This is a genomic window from Novosphingobium sp. FSW06-99, assembly GCF_001519065.1.
Lineage (GTDB): Bacteria > Pseudomonadota > Alphaproteobacteria > Sphingomonadales > Sphingomonadaceae > Novosphingobium.
Genome location: NZ_KQ954257.1, coordinates 107,844 through 123,124 on the forward strand (window position 1 = coordinate 107,844; position 15,281 = coordinate 123,124).

General features: G+C 64.1%; 17 protein-coding genes. 7 read left to right on the forward strand and 10 right to left on the reverse strand.

Annotated features, from left to right (window positions below):
* Positions 1–15 precede the first annotated feature (15 nt).
* From AQZ49_RS13030 to AQZ49_RS23005, 6 genes are all read right to left on the reverse strand, one after another.
* Positions 16–1,002: a ParB/RepB/Spo0J family partition protein gene (locus tag AQZ49_RS13030; RefSeq protein WP_067616320.1), complete on the reverse strand. Its 987-nt coding sequence runs from the start codon at positions 1,000–1,002 to the stop codon at positions 16–18.
* Complete coding sequence (locus AQZ49_RS13035; protein ID WP_067616322.1) at positions 999–1,775, reverse strand: ParA family protein; 777 nt, start codon at positions 1,773–1,775, stop codon at positions 999–1,001. Before AQZ49_RS13035 ends, AQZ49_RS13030 begins: the two co-directional genes overlap by 4 nt.
* A complete protein-coding gene (gene rsmG / locus AQZ49_RS13040) occupies positions 1,772–2,428 on the reverse strand; it encodes a 16S rRNA (guanine(527)-N(7))-methyltransferase RsmG (protein WP_231739233.1) in 657 nt (218 codons plus the stop codon). The genes AQZ49_RS13035 and rsmG overlap by 4 nt, the downstream gene beginning before the upstream one ends.
* Before the next feature lie 5 nt (positions 2,429–2,433).
* Positions 2,434–4,278 (reverse strand): tRNA uridine-5-carboxymethylaminomethyl(34) synthesis enzyme MnmG, encoded by a 1,845-nt coding sequence (mnmG, locus tag AQZ49_RS13045; RefSeq protein ID WP_067616326.1) that lies wholly within the window; start codon positions 4,276–4,278, stop codon positions 2,434–2,436.
* 61 nt (positions 4,279–4,339) lie between these two features.
* On the reverse strand, positions 4,340–5,638 hold the full coding sequence (mnmE, locus tag AQZ49_RS13050) for a tRNA uridine-5-carboxymethylaminomethyl(34) synthesis GTPase MnmE (RefSeq protein ID WP_067616328.1): 1,299 nt from the start codon (positions 5,636–5,638) through the stop codon (positions 4,340–4,342).
* Positions 5,635–6,051, reverse strand: coding sequence for a DUF6489 family protein (locus AQZ49_RS23005; RefSeq protein WP_369819126.1), 417 nt, complete (start codon positions 6,049–6,051; stop codon positions 5,635–5,637). Before AQZ49_RS23005 ends, mnmE begins: the two co-directional genes overlap by 4 nt.
* Here AQZ49_RS23005 and AQZ49_RS13060 point away from each other — a divergent pair.
* Complete coding sequence (locus AQZ49_RS13060) at positions 6,023–6,718, forward strand: dienelactone hydrolase family protein (protein ID WP_067616330.1); 696 nt, start codon at positions 6,023–6,025, stop codon at positions 6,716–6,718. The two genes, AQZ49_RS23005 and AQZ49_RS13060, sit on opposite strands and share 29 nt — an antisense overlap.
* A gap of 75 nt (positions 6,719–6,793) precedes the next feature.
* Positions 6,794–7,180 carry a nuclear transport factor 2 family protein gene (locus AQZ49_RS13065; protein ID WP_067616333.1) on the forward strand — a complete coding sequence of 129 codons (387 nt, stop codon included), beginning with the start codon at positions 6,794–6,796 and terminating at the stop codon, positions 7,178–7,180.
* Between the two features lie 58 nt (positions 7,181–7,238).
* Here AQZ49_RS13065 and rho read toward each other — a convergent pair whose 3' ends face one another.
* The 3 genes from rho to AQZ49_RS13080 all read right to left on the reverse strand — a co-directional run bounded on the left by rho (position 7,239) and on the right by AQZ49_RS13080 (position 9,392).
* Positions 7,239–8,495, reverse strand: coding sequence for a transcription termination factor Rho (rho, locus tag AQZ49_RS13070; protein ID WP_067616336.1), 1,257 nt, complete (start codon positions 8,493–8,495; stop codon positions 7,239–7,241).
* Positions 8,496–8,689: 194 nt separating this feature from the next.
* Complete coding sequence (locus AQZ49_RS13075; protein WP_067616338.1) at positions 8,690–9,133, reverse strand: CopD family protein; 444 nt, start codon at positions 9,131–9,133, stop codon at positions 8,690–8,692.
* A 79-nt stretch (positions 9,134–9,212) separates the two neighbouring features.
* Complete coding sequence (locus AQZ49_RS13080; protein WP_067616648.1) at positions 9,213–9,392, reverse strand: hypothetical protein; 180 nt, start codon at positions 9,390–9,392, stop codon at positions 9,213–9,215.
* Between the two features lie 62 nt (positions 9,393–9,454).
* On the opposite strand from AQZ49_RS13080, the gene AQZ49_RS13085 reads away from it, so the two are divergent.
* Positions 9,455–10,981: a hypothetical protein gene (locus AQZ49_RS13085; protein WP_231739220.1), complete on the forward strand. Its 1,527-nt coding sequence runs from the start codon at positions 9,455–9,457 to the stop codon at positions 10,979–10,981.
* Here the strand turns inward: AQZ49_RS13085 and hemE are convergent.
* Positions 10,920–11,948 (reverse strand): uroporphyrinogen decarboxylase, encoded by a 1,029-nt coding sequence (gene hemE, locus AQZ49_RS13090; RefSeq protein WP_067616650.1) that lies wholly within the window; start codon positions 11,946–11,948, stop codon positions 10,920–10,922. The genes AQZ49_RS13085 and hemE overlap by 62 nt on opposite strands.
* 351 nt (positions 11,949–12,299) lie before the next feature.
* Here hemE and AQZ49_RS13095 point away from each other — a divergent pair, with 351 nt between their 5' ends.
* Genes AQZ49_RS13095 through coaE form a run of 4 tightly spaced genes read left to right on the forward strand, consistent with a single transcriptional unit; the run spans position 12,300 to position 15,236 of the window.
* Positions 12,300–13,187: a pyruvate, water dikinase regulatory protein gene (locus tag AQZ49_RS13095; protein ID WP_082701763.1), complete on the forward strand. Its 888-nt coding sequence runs from the start codon at positions 12,300–12,302 to the stop codon at positions 13,185–13,187.
* A complete protein-coding gene (locus AQZ49_RS13100; RefSeq protein ID WP_067616342.1) occupies positions 13,184–13,786 on the forward strand; it encodes a Maf family protein in 603 nt (200 codons plus the stop codon). Before AQZ49_RS13095 ends, AQZ49_RS13100 begins: the two co-directional genes overlap by 4 nt.
* Complete coding sequence (locus AQZ49_RS13105; RefSeq protein ID WP_067616344.1) at positions 13,783–14,640, forward strand: shikimate dehydrogenase family protein; 858 nt, start codon at positions 13,783–13,785, stop codon at positions 14,638–14,640. The genes AQZ49_RS13100 and AQZ49_RS13105 overlap by 4 nt, the downstream gene beginning before the upstream one ends.
* On the forward strand, positions 14,637–15,236 hold the full coding sequence (coaE, locus tag AQZ49_RS13110; RefSeq protein WP_067616346.1) for a dephospho-CoA kinase: 600 nt from the start codon (positions 14,637–14,639) through the stop codon (positions 15,234–15,236). The genes AQZ49_RS13105 and coaE overlap by 4 nt, the downstream gene beginning before the upstream one ends.
* The last annotated feature ends 45 nt before the right edge of the window (positions 15,237–15,281 follow it).

Consider the following 15,281-nt stretch of genomic DNA (forward strand, 5'->3'; position numbering starts at 1 on the left):
GCCCGCAAAGACAGGTCAGATCTCGCCCCCGGTCAGCCGCTGGCAGATCAGATCGAGCTGGTCGAGCGTCTTGTAGCGGATCGTCACCGCCCCGGTGCGCGGATCGGCATCGGCGTTGATCGTCACTTTCAGCCCGAGGAATTCCTCAAGATGCGCCTGAACCGCAGCAATGTCGGCGGATTCGCCCGGCCCGCGTTCGGCACGCGCGCGGCGCGGACCGGGGCTGTCGGGGCGGCCAATTCGCTTGGCCAGCTTTTCCGCCTCGCGCACCGACAGGCCCTTGGCGATCACTTCGCGCGCAGCGGCGGCCGGGTCGGGCAGCGTGGCCAGCGCGCGCGCGTGGCCCATCGACAGTTCGTCGCGTTCGATCATGCCCAGCACGTCTTCAGGCAATCCGAGCAGCCGCATGATATTGGCGACATGGCTGCGCGACTTGTCGACGAAAGTGGCAATGTCCTGCTGGGTCAGTCCATCGCGCTCGGCCAGTTTTTGATAGGCACGCGCTTCTTCGACCGGGTTCAGATCTTCGCGCTGAAGGTTTTCGATCAGTGCCAGTGCGGTCACTTCGCGATCATCGAGTTGACGCACGATGGCGGGAATCTCGTGCACCCGCGCACGCTGCGACGCGCGCCAGCGGCGTTCGCCCGCGACCAGTTGATAGCGGTTGCCGCCCAGCGGGCGCACCACCACCGGCTGAATCACCCCACGCGCCGCGATCGAGGCGGCGAGTTCGTTCAGCGCCGTTTCGTCGAAATGGCGGCGCGGCTGATCGGGGTGGGGCTCGATCTGCGACACCGGCAACAGCATCAGCCCGCCATCGGCGCGCCCGACAACAACGGTGGCTTCGCCTTGCGCGGCGGCCGCTTCGCCGGGCTGACGCACCACGGCTTCTTCGCGGCGGGTTTCGCCCAGTAAGGCGCCAAGCCCGCGACCGAGCGCAGCACGGCGCGGCGTCGGCACCTTTGCGGCGGTTTCGGTCGTGGTGGGCGCATCACCGCTCATGCAGCTTTCCTCTGTTGGGGCAGGCGCGCAATGATTTCGCGCGCGAGTTTCATATAGGCCTGCGACCCGGCACAGGCATGATCATAGATCAATGCCGGCAAGCCATGGCTGGGCGCTTCTGACAGGCGAACGTTGCGCGGGATCACCGCTTCGAACACCAGTTCATTCAGGCATGAGCGCACATCATCGGACACCTGGTCGGTCAGGCGGTTGCGCCGGTCATACATCGTCAGCACGACCCCCAGAATCCCGAGATCGGCATTGAAGCGTTCCTGCACCCGTTCGACCGTCTGCAACAACTGGCTCAACCCTTCGAGCGCGAAGAATTCGCATTGCAACGGCACCAGCAAAGTATCGGCCGCCGTCAAGGCGTTGAGCGTCAGCAGGCCAAGCGAGGGCGGACAATCGATCAGACAAATATCATACCCTGCCTCATGCGCCAGCGCGCGGCGCAACCGATCAGTGCGGTTATCGACACTGACCAGTTCGACTTCGGCACCCGACAGATCGACCGTAGCGGGCACCAGGTGCAAACCGGGGATGCGGGTCGGCATCGCGCATTCGCCCACCGGCGTCTGGTCGATGACCAGGTCATAGGACGAGCGTTCACGCTCGGCCGTGCCGATGCCCAGCCCGGTCGAGGCATTGCCCTGCGGATCAAGATCGATCAACAGCACTTTCGAACCCGTCGCGGCCAGGGCCGTGGCGACATTGATGGCGGTGGTGGTCTTGCCCACACCGCCCTTCTGATTGGCAATCGCAATCGTGATCATGGTCGCGCGCCTCTTTGGTGTGGTGCGCCGAGCAAATGCCCGACCAGTACGCCGGCTGCCGAATCGGTCAGCGATTGTTCCACGTGGAACGTGTGTCGCCACCCTTCGCCAAGCTCTTGCAGTTCATGCCGGGCCTTGGCCCCTTTCGGCAACAACCAAAGTGTCTGCGGTGTGGAAAAACGTGCGGATAGTTCCAGCAAGCGCGCGAGTGGTGCAAAGGCGCGCGCGGATATCACCGCATGGGCACGCGATGGCAGATCCTCTACCCGCGCGAGGACTACGTCCACGCGCGGCAAGCCCAGCGTGGCAGCCGCGCGCGCCAGCCATTCGGTGCGCAAACGCCGCGAATCGACCAGCGTGACCGGTCTTTCAGGTTGCAACGCGGCGACGACCAGACCCGGAAAGCCCGCTCCCGTGCCCAGATCGAGCCAGGTCCCCACTCCCGATGTTTCACGTGAAACATGCAGGAGCTGCGCGCTGTCGACGATATGGCGTTGCCAGACATGCTCCAGGCTGGCGCGCGACACCAGATTTTGCTGCCTGTTTTCCACGACCAACAACGCCGCCAGCCTCTCAAGCCGGTCCATCGCCGCCGCATCGACACCCAGGATATCGCGCAACCAATCCTGTGCGCCCTGCTCGCTGTCGATCACCCTACTCACGCCGCATGACGCCGCGCATGGACGAGCAGGCTGGCCAACGCCGCCGGGGTGATCCCGGTAACACGTCCTGCCGCCGCCAGTGTCTCGGGCCGCGCCGAACTCAACCGTTCAACCATTTCACGTGACAACCCCGGCACCTCGGCAAACGGAAACGCGTCGCCCAGCTTGACGCCATCGCTCGCGCGCAAGTCGCGCAGTTCGGCGTCCTGGCGGGCGAGATAGGGGGCATAACCGGCGTCTTCCTCGATCTCTTCGGCCAGCAACGGCTCGATCGGCTGATCCCCCAACCATGGCGCAAGATCGGCCAAGGTCACTTCGGGAAAGCGCAGCCATTCCTCCAGCGTGCGGCGAACACCATCCGCACGGATCGCCAGACCTGCCCCCGCCAGGGCGTTAGCGGAGACTTCGCTCGCGAGCGACGCATCGATCCGCGCGCGTTCGGCCTCGCGCAGCGCGAACCATTCGCTGCGCTCTGGTCCGACGCATCCGACGCCGAGTGCCAGTGGCGTCAACCGGCTGCTGGCGTTGTTTGCACGCAGACGCAAACGGTATTCGGCGCGGGCGGTGAGCATGCGATAGGGCTCGCTGACACCGTGCAGCGTCAGATCGTCGATCATCACCGCCATATAACTGTTGGCCCGATCGAGCGCGGGTGCCGCGCGACCTAGCACTGCGCAAGCCGCATGCAACCCCGCAACCAGACCTTGCGCCGCCGCCTCTTCATACCCTGTTGTGCCGTTGATCTGCCCGGCGAAATAGAGCCCCGGAATAGCCTTGACCTCCAGACTCCTGCGCAAGGCCCGTGGATCGATGTGATCGTATTCCACCGCATAGCCGGGCACGGTCACTTCAACGGCTTCCAGCCCTTCGATGCTGCGCATCATGGCAATCTGAATATCGGTCGGCAGCGACGTCGACACCCCGTTGGGATAGACCGTGGCGTCGTCCAGACCTTCGGGTTCGAGAAAGATCTGGTGCCCGTCGCGATCGCCGAACCGGTGGATCTTGTCCTCGATCGACGGGCAATAGCGCGGGCCCTGCGCCTCGATCGCACCGGTAAACATTGGCGAGCGATCGAGCCCGCTGCGGATGATATCGTGCGTGCGCGCATTGGTTCGCGCAATCGCGCAAAACACCTGGGGCAACGGTCGCCCGGTGGTCAGCGGTGACATCGTCCAGGGTTCGGCATCGCTCGGCTGTTCGGGCAGACGCGCCCAATCGATCGTCCGCCCGTCGAGCCGTGGCGGCGTGCCCGTCTTGAGCCGCGCCATCGGCAAGGCCGCCGCGCGCAACTGCTCGGCCAGGCGATGCGCAGCGCGCTCACCAATGCGGCCACCCACCATGCGTTCTTCACCACGATAGAGCCGTCCACCCAGAAACGTGCCCGTGCACAACACCACAGCCGGGGCCTCAAGTGCGGTTCCGTCCGCAAGGTCGACGCCCGCGACGCGTTCGCCCGCGATCCGCAGTCCTGCCGCCTCACCGCCAATGACGGTCAGATTTGGTTGTTCGCCAATCGCCTTGGCCACCGCAGCGCGAAAGCGCCGTCGATCGGCCTGCACCCGCGGGCCCTGCACCGCGCTGCCTTTTGACCGGTTGAGCATGCGATAATGGATCGCGCCCGCGTCGGCGGCGCGTGCGATGATCCCATCAAAGGCATCGACTTCGCGCACCAGGTGGCCTTTGCCCAATCCGCCGATCGCCGGGTTGCAGCTCATCGCGCCGATCGTGTCCACATCGAACGAGACCAGTGCTGTGCGCGCGCCCATGCGTGCCGCAACTGCGGCGGCCTCGACGCCGGCATGACCGCCGCCAACCACGATGACATCGAACTGGTGCATGACCCCCGCGTTAACGGATTCGCACGCCCAGGTCAAAACCCGCCGTGTTCCACGTGGAACATCACTTGCCGATGCAGAACCGACCGAACAGCGCGTCAAGCATCGCCTCGGTATCCGCGCGCCCGATCAGCGCGTCGAGCCCGCGCCGCGCCAGTCGCAAGCACTCCGCAACCAGCAAGGGATCGCGCTCAAGCGCTGCATCACCCAGCGCACGGCGAACCATGTCCAGGCAATCTGCCTGGCGCCGGTTGAGCGCCGCCATCCCCGGCAAGGGCATCGCCGCACGCGCCGTCGCCATCAAACCCTCGCGCAGGGCAGCCAATCCCTCACCACTGCGCGCCGATACCCGCCATGCGAGCGAACTCTTCGCCTCGCCATCGGCACGATCGCATTGCGCCGCAACTTCCCATAGCGGCCGGTCGGTCGGCCCTGCCCCTTCAGGCCCGAGCCATAGCACCAGATCGGCGCGTTCCGCCTCGGCATGCGCTCGGGCGATGCCGATCGCCTCGATCTCGCCTGCCCCTTCATCGCGCAAGCCAGCGGTGTCGACAAAGCTGAACGGCACCCCGCCCAGTGCCACACCCGCCACCAGCACATCGCGGGTGGTTCCCGGCTCAGCCGAAATGATTGCCGCCTCGCTTTCCACCAGCGCGTTGAACAGGGTTGATTTTCCCGCGTTCGGCGGCCCGGCCAGCACCACGCGAAACCCTTCGCGCAAGGGCTCTGCGCGTGGCCGATCGAGCCATTGGCCCAGATCATCCGCCAGGGCATGACACGCCGCAACCAATCCGGACGGCAGTCCCTGCCCCTCGCCCTCGACATCGCCTTCATCAGCAAAATCGAGCGATGCTTCCAGTCGCGCTGAAAGCCCCAGCAGGCGCGTGCGCCAATCCTCCGCGGCACGTGACAACGCACCGCCCGCCATCGCCTGCGCACCGCGGCGCTGCAATTCGGTCTCGGCGGACAGCAAATCGGCCAGTCCTTCGACTTGCGCAAGATCGAGCCGACCGTTGGCAAAAGCCCGGCGGGTAAATTCGCCCGGCTCGGCCAGCCGCAAGCCCAACCCGGTCAGCGCGGCCTCGACTGCGCGCGCCACGGCCCTGCCGCCGTGGAGATGAAATTCGGCGCAGTCCTCGCCGGTGGCACTGCGCGGCGCGGGAAACCACAGCACCAGCGCCTGGTCGAGTTCCGCACCGTCACGCGGATCGATCAACCGCCGCAAGCTGGCGCGGCGCGGCGCGGGTATCGCACCCGCCACCTGCTGCACCGCCGCACGCGCCGCCGGTCCACTGATCCGCATTACACCCAGCGCTGCCGGCAATTGGCCGGACCCCAGCGCAAAAATCGTCTCAACGGTCATTCAGGACCTTTCGCCTTGCCCGTCTTGAACCCGGCCATCGCCGCACCCGCACCTTGCTCCATCAAATTCTGGAACATTTTCAATCCGATTTCACCCATCGGCGCAAGCTGGCGGACATAGCCGTTCAACTGTTCGAGCGAACTTTCGCCCTTCATCGCCTTGACCACCGCTTCGACATAGGCCGCATTGGCAGTGGACACATCGGGCAGACCGAGAAACCGGCGCGCCTCTTCCGGCGAGCATTCAACCTCGACATTCACTTTCATCGCACATCCTCCCCGCAGCCAGGCCACGATCGCCCAAACTGTCATGCCTGCTTGGCAAAGTCCACGCCGGGCGCCAATCTGGTGTTCGACCAACCCCGGTTCTGAAAGGTTCAACCGCATGGGACATTCCATCACGATCACCGCCACGGGCGGCGCCGGCGAAATACCGGCCTATGTCGCGCAACCTGCCGCCCCGGCCAAAGCCGCGATCATTGTCATCCCCGAAATCTTCGGATTGAACGCAGGCATCCGCCACAAAGTCGATGACTGGGCCGCGCTGGGCTATCTGGCGATTGCGCCCGACATCTTCTGGCGCTTTGCCCCGGGTGTCGAACTCGATCCCGATGTGCCCGAACAGTTGCAGGAAGCGTTCGGCTATTTTCAGCAATACGACGCCGATCTGGGCGTGGAGGATATTCGCTCCGCGCTCACCTGGACTTCGGCACAGGGCATTGCCAGGACCGGGCTGGTCGGTTTCTGCCTGGGCGGTCGCCTGGCTTATATGGCGGCCACGCGCACCACGGTCGATGCTGCCGTCGGTTATTACGGAGTGATGATCGACACCATGCTCGACGAAGCGGCCAACATCACCCATCCGCTGGCGCTGCACATCCCCACCGCCGACCATTTCGTCAGTCCCGAGGCCCAGGCGGCGATTCACACCGGGCTCGATCCCCTGCCGCTGGTCACCTTGTGGGATTACGAAGGGCTCGATCACGGGTTTGCCGCCGATGCAGGCAACCGCCGCGATGACACCGCCGCAAAACTGGCCGATCAGCGTACCCGGGATTTCTTTGCGGCAAATCTGGGATAGGCGACACCGGGCTTGCGGCATATCAATGTGGCAGGCCCGGAACACCCGCATGCAACCGGGCAAAGGAGAACACCCATGCAACTCGGCCTTGCCGCCTGGCACCGCTATATGCTCAGCAACGATCCGGCGCTGCTGGCGGACCTGATCGCCGATGATGCGGTGTTTCATTCCCCGGTCGTGCACACCCCGCAGGCGGGCAAGGCGAAAGTGTTCGCCTATCTGACCGCGGCCGGAAAAGTGCTGGGCAACGACAGCTTTCGCTATGTGCGGGAACTGATCGACGGGCCCGAAGTGATGCTGGAATTCATCGTCGATATCGATGGTATCGCGATCAACGGGATCGATCTTATCCGCTTTGATCTGGAAGGGCGGATTGTCGATTTCAAGGTGATGGTGCGGCCGCTCAAGGCGATCAACAAGGTGTGGGAACTGATGGCCGCACAACTCGAACGCCCGGTCTGAACCCTATTACAGTGCAGGACAGCAAAGGGTCGTACCCCTTGCTGTCCTGTACAGACAATTACTGGTTCATCGTCGCGAAGAAGTCTTCGTTGGTCTTGGAATCCTTCATCTTGTCGAGCAGGAATTCCATCGCATCGACGGTGCCCATCTGCATGAGAATCCGGCGCAGCACCCACATCTTCGACAGTTGATCGCGCGGGACCAGCAGTTCTTCCTTGCGCGTGCCGCTCTTGCCCACGTCGAGCGCGGGGAAGATGCGCTTGTCCGCAACCTTGCGGTCGAGCACGATTTCCGAGTTGCCGGTGCCCTTGAACTCTTCGAAGATCACTTCGTCCATGCGGCTGCCGGTGTCGATCAGCGCAGTGGCGATGATCGACAGCGACCCGCCTTCTTCGATGTTGCGCGCCGCGCCGAAGAACCGCTTGGGCCGTTGCAGCGCGTTGGCGTCGACACCGCCGGTCAGCACTTTGCCCGAACTTGGCACCACGGTGTTGTAGGCCCGGCCAAGACGTGTGATCGAATCGAGCAGGATAACCACATCGCGCTTGTGCTCGACCAGGCGTTTGGCCTTTTCGATGACCATTTCGGCCACCTGCACGTGGCGTGTGGCGGGTTCGTCAAAGGTAGAGGAGATCACCTCGCCTTTGACCGAGCGCTGCATATCGGTGACTTCCTCGGGGCGTTCGTCGATCAACAGCACGATCAGGAACACTTCGGGATGGTTGTCGGTGATGGCCTTGGCCATGTTCTGCAACAGCACGGTCTTGCCGGTACGCGGCGGCGCCACGATCAGCGCGCGCTGGCCCTTGCCCTGCGGGCTGACCAGGTCGATCACCCGCGCCGACTTGTCCTTGACCGTGGGATCAAGCGCGTCGAGCCGCAGCCGCTCATCGGGATAGAGCGGGGTCAGGTTGTCGAAATTGACGCGATGGCGCACCGCATCGGGATCGTCGAAGTTGACCTTGATCAGGCGCGTGATCGCAAAATAGCGCTCGCCGTCCTTGGGTGCGCGAATTTCGCCTTCGACCGTATCGCCGGTGCGCAGGCCCCATTTGCGAACCTGGTTGGGCGAGACATAAATGTCATCGGGCCCGGCCAGGTAGTTCGCTTCGGGGCTGCGCAGAAAACCGAAACCGTCGGACAGCACTTCGATCGTGCCGATCCCGAGAATCTCTTCGCCGTCCTCGGCCATTTCCTTGAGGATGGCGAACATCAGGTCCTGACGCCGCATCGTGCTGGCGCCTTCGACGCCAAGCTCTTCGGCCATCGCGACCAGCGCGGCAGGTGGAGTTTTCTTCAATTCTTTCAGATGCATGGTCAGTTTCCAGCAAGGGAGTGCGCGCGCCGGACGGTCATTGGGCTTGGGGAAAGCAGACCGCGTGCGGGCCCGGGGGGCCCACCACAGGAAAATCCGGGTAGCCGTTTGCCCTTATCCCCGCGCCGGGCCGGCGTCAACGCGCTTGCGCGCGTGACAGCTCAGAACAGTTTAGCGCTTGCGCGCATCACGATTCAGAACGGTTTGAGAATCACCAGAATGATGATGATCGCGGCCGCGACGCCGGGCACTTCGTTGGCCAGACGCAATTGCCGCCCCGTCAGCTTGCGCTGACCGGTTGCCAGATGGCGGGCATAGCTGGCCATCCACACATGATAGCCGGTCAGCACCACCACCACCGCCAGCTTGGCATGCAACCAGCCCTGGGTGAACCAGCCCCCGCTGACCGCCAGCATCAGCCCGAACACCCACACCAGCACCAGCGATGGCCACAGGATAATCTTCAGCAGTCGCGCCTCACGCTCCACCCACAGCGCGTTTTCTGGCGCACCGGGCGCACATTCCTGATGATACACGAAAAACCGGGGCAGCATGAACAACCCGGCCATCCAGAACACCACAAAGATGACATGGGCAGCCTTCAGCCAGAGATAGAGCATCGTGAGCACCTGAATCATGGAAACCAGGATAGTCTGTCCCGCTCGCTGCCGGAAGGGGCTGCGTTTGGCAACGGGCTTTGCGTGGGCAACGGTGCCATCACCGATCGGGCCGGGGAATGCGCTTGCCCTTGCGCCGACTGGTCAGGTGCCACGCACCACATCGGTCACAACGATAGGGACGCACCAAATATTCACGCTTTTCCGCCACATTCAGCGCACTCGCCTGGTCGGCATAGCGCACTTTGGCCTGGCAGATTCGCAGTCTGGTTCGCATCATGTCCACCATCCCACCAATACGCTGAACGTCACCTTAGAGGCATGCGTGCAAATGACCAATCGTTGGCCTATCGCATGGTGATCCTGTTGCGCCGGTTCGGGTTTGGCATGCTGGCGCTGCTGTTCGTGATCGCGGCCTGCCTTGCGATCGCCAGACGCGGACCGTGGTACGACGAGTTTTATGCCTTTTACGTGGTGCGTGCGGGAGCCTCGCTCGATGTGCTGGCTCCGGCCTGGCTGCGCGACAACCATCCGCCACTGTTCTATGGCCTCGCGTGGCTCTGGGCGCGGGTGCTTGGCCTGTTCGGGCTGGCAGACAGTGTCGGTGACCTGCGCACGGTCAATCTGGTCGTGCTGGCGGCGACAGCGCTGCTGTTCGCACGCCTCGCGCGCACCGATGCGTGGTTTCGCCGGCTGCTGTGGTACGATGTGTTGGCGCTGGCCGCGACTTTTCCGGCGCTCGACCGGATCGACCAGTTGCGGTCCTATTTCCTGTCGTTCGCGCTGACCGCCCTTGTCCTGCCGATCGTGCTGCGCTGGTCGCACCGGGGTTCGCGCCCTGCCATGCCGTGCCTGCTGCTGGCGCTGGCCTTCACCACACATCTGGTCACCACGGTGATCGTGATGGCAATGGTTGCGGTCATGCTGCTTCGTCTGGTGTTGGAGCGGGAGTGGCAACCCGCCCGCCGGCTGGCGATGGCCACTGCGCTCGCGCTCGTTCCGCTGGCGGCAAGCATGGCAGTGCAATTGCCGACGATCATCGGCAACACCCGAAGTTTCTGGATTCCCACCGGTCTCAACGGCGCGCGCTGGGCCATCGAAAGCGAGCTGATTGATGCGGTCACCTGCAATCCGGTGCTGGCGCTTGCCGCCCTGGCAGGTCTTGTCCTGCTGCTGTTGCGCCCCGACGCCCGCTCGCGCGCGACGTTCATCGATCTGGCCACACTCGGCGCCGGACTGGTGCTGGCACTGGCGGTGCTGATTGCCGTGCATCTTCACCGCCCGCTGGTCATAAACCGCTATCTGGTCGCGATCGATCCGATTGTCGCGCTGATACTTGCCCTGGGCGCAGAAAACCTGACTCGGCGGCTGACCGATCGCGCCACCGTGCCGATCGATGCCGCCATGCTGATCGCAACGGTGCTGGCGATCCACGCCAACTGTCGCACCACCGTGCAGCAATGGAGCTGGACCGGCACTGCCCGCACAATCGCCGGCCTGATACACGACTGCCCGACCACCGTGGTTCACCCCGATCTATACTGGAACAGCGAACCTTTGGGCATGCCGCCGCGCGATAACCTGGCAGTCGTGCCGTTTTCCTATGCCTATATGGCACGGCAGAGCGGGTTTGCGCTCGCCCCCGTCGGATCGCATACGATGTCGCGGGCTTGTCCTACGCTGTTCTGGTCAGACCATGCCGCCGCGTTCCACCCCAGCGCCGCCACGGTGATCCGCGAATTGCGCCAGGCTGGCTATCCGGTCACTTCCGGGCGCATGATCCGCCACGACATCGGCTGGGTGCTGGTTACCCCGCCCGCCAGTCCCGCACCACCGCCAACAGGCGTTCGACGTGGGCAATCGGGGTAAACTGGCCAATCCCGTGTCCCAGGTTGAACACATGCGGCCGGCCGGCAAAGGCATCAAGCACCGCACGGGCGCCTGCATCGAGCGCATCGCCACCCGCCAGCAGCAGCAGCGGATCAAGATTGCCCTGTACCGGCAATCCCTCGGGCAGCGCTGCCGCCGCCCAGACCGGGTCGATCGTTTCATCCACGCCAACCGCCGCGACGCCGGTTTCGCGGGCATAAGCGGGCAGCTTTTCCCCTGCACCCTTTGGAAAGCCGATCACCGGCACACCCGGATGACGCTCGGCCAGCGCAGCGACAATGCGCGCATTGGGCGCAATGACCCAGCGTTCAAATTCACGCGGGGCCAGACTGCCCGACCATGAATCGAACAATTGCACGGCTTCGGCGCCTGCCAGGATCTGACCCGAGAGATACTCGATGGTCACGTCGATGATGGCATCTATGATCGCCTGAAACGCCGCCGGATCGCGATAGGCCATGGCGCGCGTGTCGTGCTGGTCGCGGCTACCCTCGCCCGCGACCATATAAGTGGCGACCGTCCAGGGACTGCCTGCAAAGCCCAGCAAGGTGGTTTCAGGTGCCAATGCGGCGCGTACTTGTGCCACGGTGTCATAGATCACGGCCAAACGTTCAGGCACGGCGCTGAGCGTGTCGAGCGCGGTATCGACCAGCTTTGGCGACAGCCGCGGACCTTCTCCCGCGAGAAATTCCAGCGTCTGGCCCATGGCATGGGGCACGATGAGGATGTCGCTGAACAGGATGGCCCCGTCAAAGCCGAACCGGCGCACCGGCTGCAAAGTGATCTCGCACGCCGCTTGGCTGTCGTAGACCAGATCGAGAAATCCGCCCTTGTCTGCGCGCAAGGCCCGATATTCGGGCAGATAGCGCCCCGCCTGACGCATCAACCAGATCGGGCGTTGCGCGAGATTCGTGCCGAGAAGCGTGTCGAACAAGGGACCTGGCATCGTGATCGGTTCCAATCAAAATCAAAAAAGAGTTTTTTATATATATGGATGTAGGAGTCTGATGGCCCTGTGGATATCGGGGATGGCCGCGCTCTGCCCTGAATCATCCACCATGCCGATGTTTGTGTCAGTTCTGCGACTCCCCGGTTTGAAGCGTTCAAGCGAAACTTGTGCCCGTTGTCCACAGCATGTGGGCAAGTGTGCTCCGCCTGTGGCGAAAATGGCATGGCTGTGCGGGATGATGGGGATGGATCGCACCCTCGTGCTTGTCGGCGCAATCATCCCGTGGTTTATCCATCGCCTGTCCACAGATCCATCCCGGGGCTGTGGAATGCGGCATTGCAAGGGGCCATGGATCGACTTCATCTTCATCTTCTGTCGGATTCCACCGGCGAGACGCTGGACATGATCGCCAAGGCGGCGCTGGCGCAATTCGAGACCGCCGACGTCGTGCGCCATTTCTGGCCGATGGTGCGCTCGCAACAGCATCTCGACCGGATCATGGGCGAAATCGCCAGCAATCCGGGGCTCGTGCTGTTCACCCTGGTCAGCACCGAAATCCGCGAGCGGCTGGAAAAGCGCTGTGCAGCACTGGGTCTGCGCAGCATTTCGGCGCTCGATACCGTGACCGACGCGCTCGAAACGCTGTTGGGGCAGGAAGCGAAGGGCCGACCGGGCCGCCAGCACATCATGGACGATGCCTATTTTCACCGGGTTGACGCCATCCAGTTCACCATTGCCCACGATGACGGCATCGGCTGGGAAAACTGGGAACAGGCCGACATCATCCTGGCCGGTGTCTCGCGCAGTTCCAAGACGCCGACGTCGATCTATCTCGCCAATCGGGGATATCGCGTGGCGAACATACCGATTGTGGTGGAAAGCCCGCCGCCGACGTCGCTGTTCGCGGTGCGCCGCCCGATGGTGGTCGGGCTGACCACCAGCCCCGAACGCCTGATCCAGGTGCGGCGCAATCGCCTGCTGTCGCTCAACCAGGCCCCCGAAACCAGTTATGTCGACAACGAACACGTCACCCGCGAAGTGCAGTTTGCCCGGCGCATGTTTGCCGACAATGGCTGGCCGGTGATCGATGTCAGCCGCCGTTCGATCGAGGAAACCGCTGCCGCCGTGATCAACCTGTACAATGAACGCCACAACATCCGCGCCGCCAACGGCATGGATATCGCCCGCGATGATGAAGACTGGACAGATGCCGGGCGGCAGGGGTCGCGCCAATGACTGCATCGCCACAGCCATTGGTGCTTGCCTCGCAAAGCGCCTCGCGCAAGGCCATGCTCGAGGCCGCCGGGGTGCCGTTCGAGGCGCGCGCGGCGAGCGTTGACGAGGCCGAACTCAAACGCGAACTGATCGGGGTGTCGGGCGCCGATGTTGCCACGATCCTGGCCGAAGCCAAGGCGATCTGCGTTTCGCTGGCGCTGCCGGCGCGATTGGTGCTGGGCGGCGATTCGCTGGTCGAAGTGGCCGGGCGCCAGTTCGACAAACCGGTCAGCCGCGCCAATGCCGCCGAACACCTGGCATTCTTTTCCGGTCAGACGATGGCGCTGTCATCGGCCGCCGTGCTGGTGCGCGACGGGGTGGTGGTGTGGCGCCATGTTGAAACCGCCCGGCTGAAAGTCAGGCAGCTTTCCCCCAGCTTTATCGACAGCTATCTCGACAGCGAATGGCCTGCCGTGGCGGCCTGTGTCGGGGTTTTCCGTATCGAGGCGCGCGGGGTGCAACTGTTCGACGCGATCGAGGGCAGCCATTTCACCGTACTGGGCATGCCCTTGCTCGCGCTGCTGGGCGCGCTGCGCAATTGCGGTGTTTTGCCGGCATGACCACGCCTTATGCCGAAGTGATCGGCGATCCGATCGCCCAGTCCAGGTCGCCCGCGATCCATGGGTTCTGGCTCGATCGGCTGGGGCTTGATGGCGCTTATCGGGCGACCCGTGTCGGCACGGATGAACTCGGCGATTATCTGGCCACACGGCGCGCCGATCCGGACTGGCGCGGGTGCAATGTCACGATGCCGCACAAACAGGCGGTGATCGGTCTGCTCGACCGGCTCGATCCGCTGGCGGCGCGGGTGGGTGCGGTCAACACCATCGTGCCCGAAGCGGGTGCGCTGGTCGGCTACAACACCGATGTGCCGGGTTTTCTCGAACCATTACAACCGTTGCTTGATCAGGCGCACCTGTTTCGCATGGCACGTGTGCTGGGCACTGGCGGTGCGGCACGCGCGGTGGTGACGGCGCTGGTCGAGGCCGGGGTGGTGGTGGTGCTGGCGGGGCGCGATCCGGCCAAGGCACGGGCACTGCTCGACGAACTGGCCCCGGGCGGGGACCACCACGCGATCGACCTGGCCCATTTCGCGGCGCCGACCGATTTCGCCTTTGATGATCGTGACGGTATTTTCGATCTGGTCGTCAACGCCACCGCGCTGGGCATGACCGGTCATGCGCCGCTGGCCTTTGACATGACGCATACGCCGCCGGGCGCGGTGTTCTACGATATTGTGACCAGCCCGCTGGACACTGCGTTCCTGCGCGCGGCGCGCGGCGCCGGGCTTGCCACAATCGATGGTCTGGCCATGCTGATCGGACAGGCCGACCACGCGTTTCGCCGCTTTTTCGGCGCGCATCCGCCGCGTGGTGGGGCCGACCGCGACCTTCGCACGCGGCTTGGGGCATGACCCGTCCGTTCATCCTTGGCCTGACCGGATCGATCGGCATGGGTAAATCGGCGGTCGCGCAGATGTTGCGCGATCTGGATGTGCCGGTGTTCGATGCCGATGCGGCAGTGCATCGCCTGCAGTCGGCGGGCAGCCCGTTGCTCGATCGGATCGAGGCGGCGTTCCCCGGCTCCACCGGTCCCGACGGAGTGCGGCGGCAGGAACTCGGCGCGCACGTGTTTGGCGATCGCGACGCGCTGGCGCGGCTGGAGGCGATCATGCACCCGGCGGTTGGCGCAGAGCGCGCGGCGTTTCTGGCCGATCATGCCGATGCGGCGCTGGTCGTGTTCGATATCCCGCTGCTCTATGAAAAGGGACATGGCGAGGGGCTCGATGCGGTCGCGGTGGTTTCCGCTCCGCTGGCCATGCAACGCGACCGCGTGCTTGCCCGCCCTGGCATGACCGAGGCGCGCTTTGCGCAGATCCTGGCGCTGCAAGTGCCCGATGCGGAAAAGCGGGCACGGGCAACATACGTGATAGATACTGGAGTCGCACTGGCCGAGACCGCAGCCGCGGTTGCCGCGCTGGTTGCCATGCTGCGCGCCCGCGCGCGATGAAAAATTCCTGCAACAGCCTATCGTCAAAATGCGTACAACACTGTT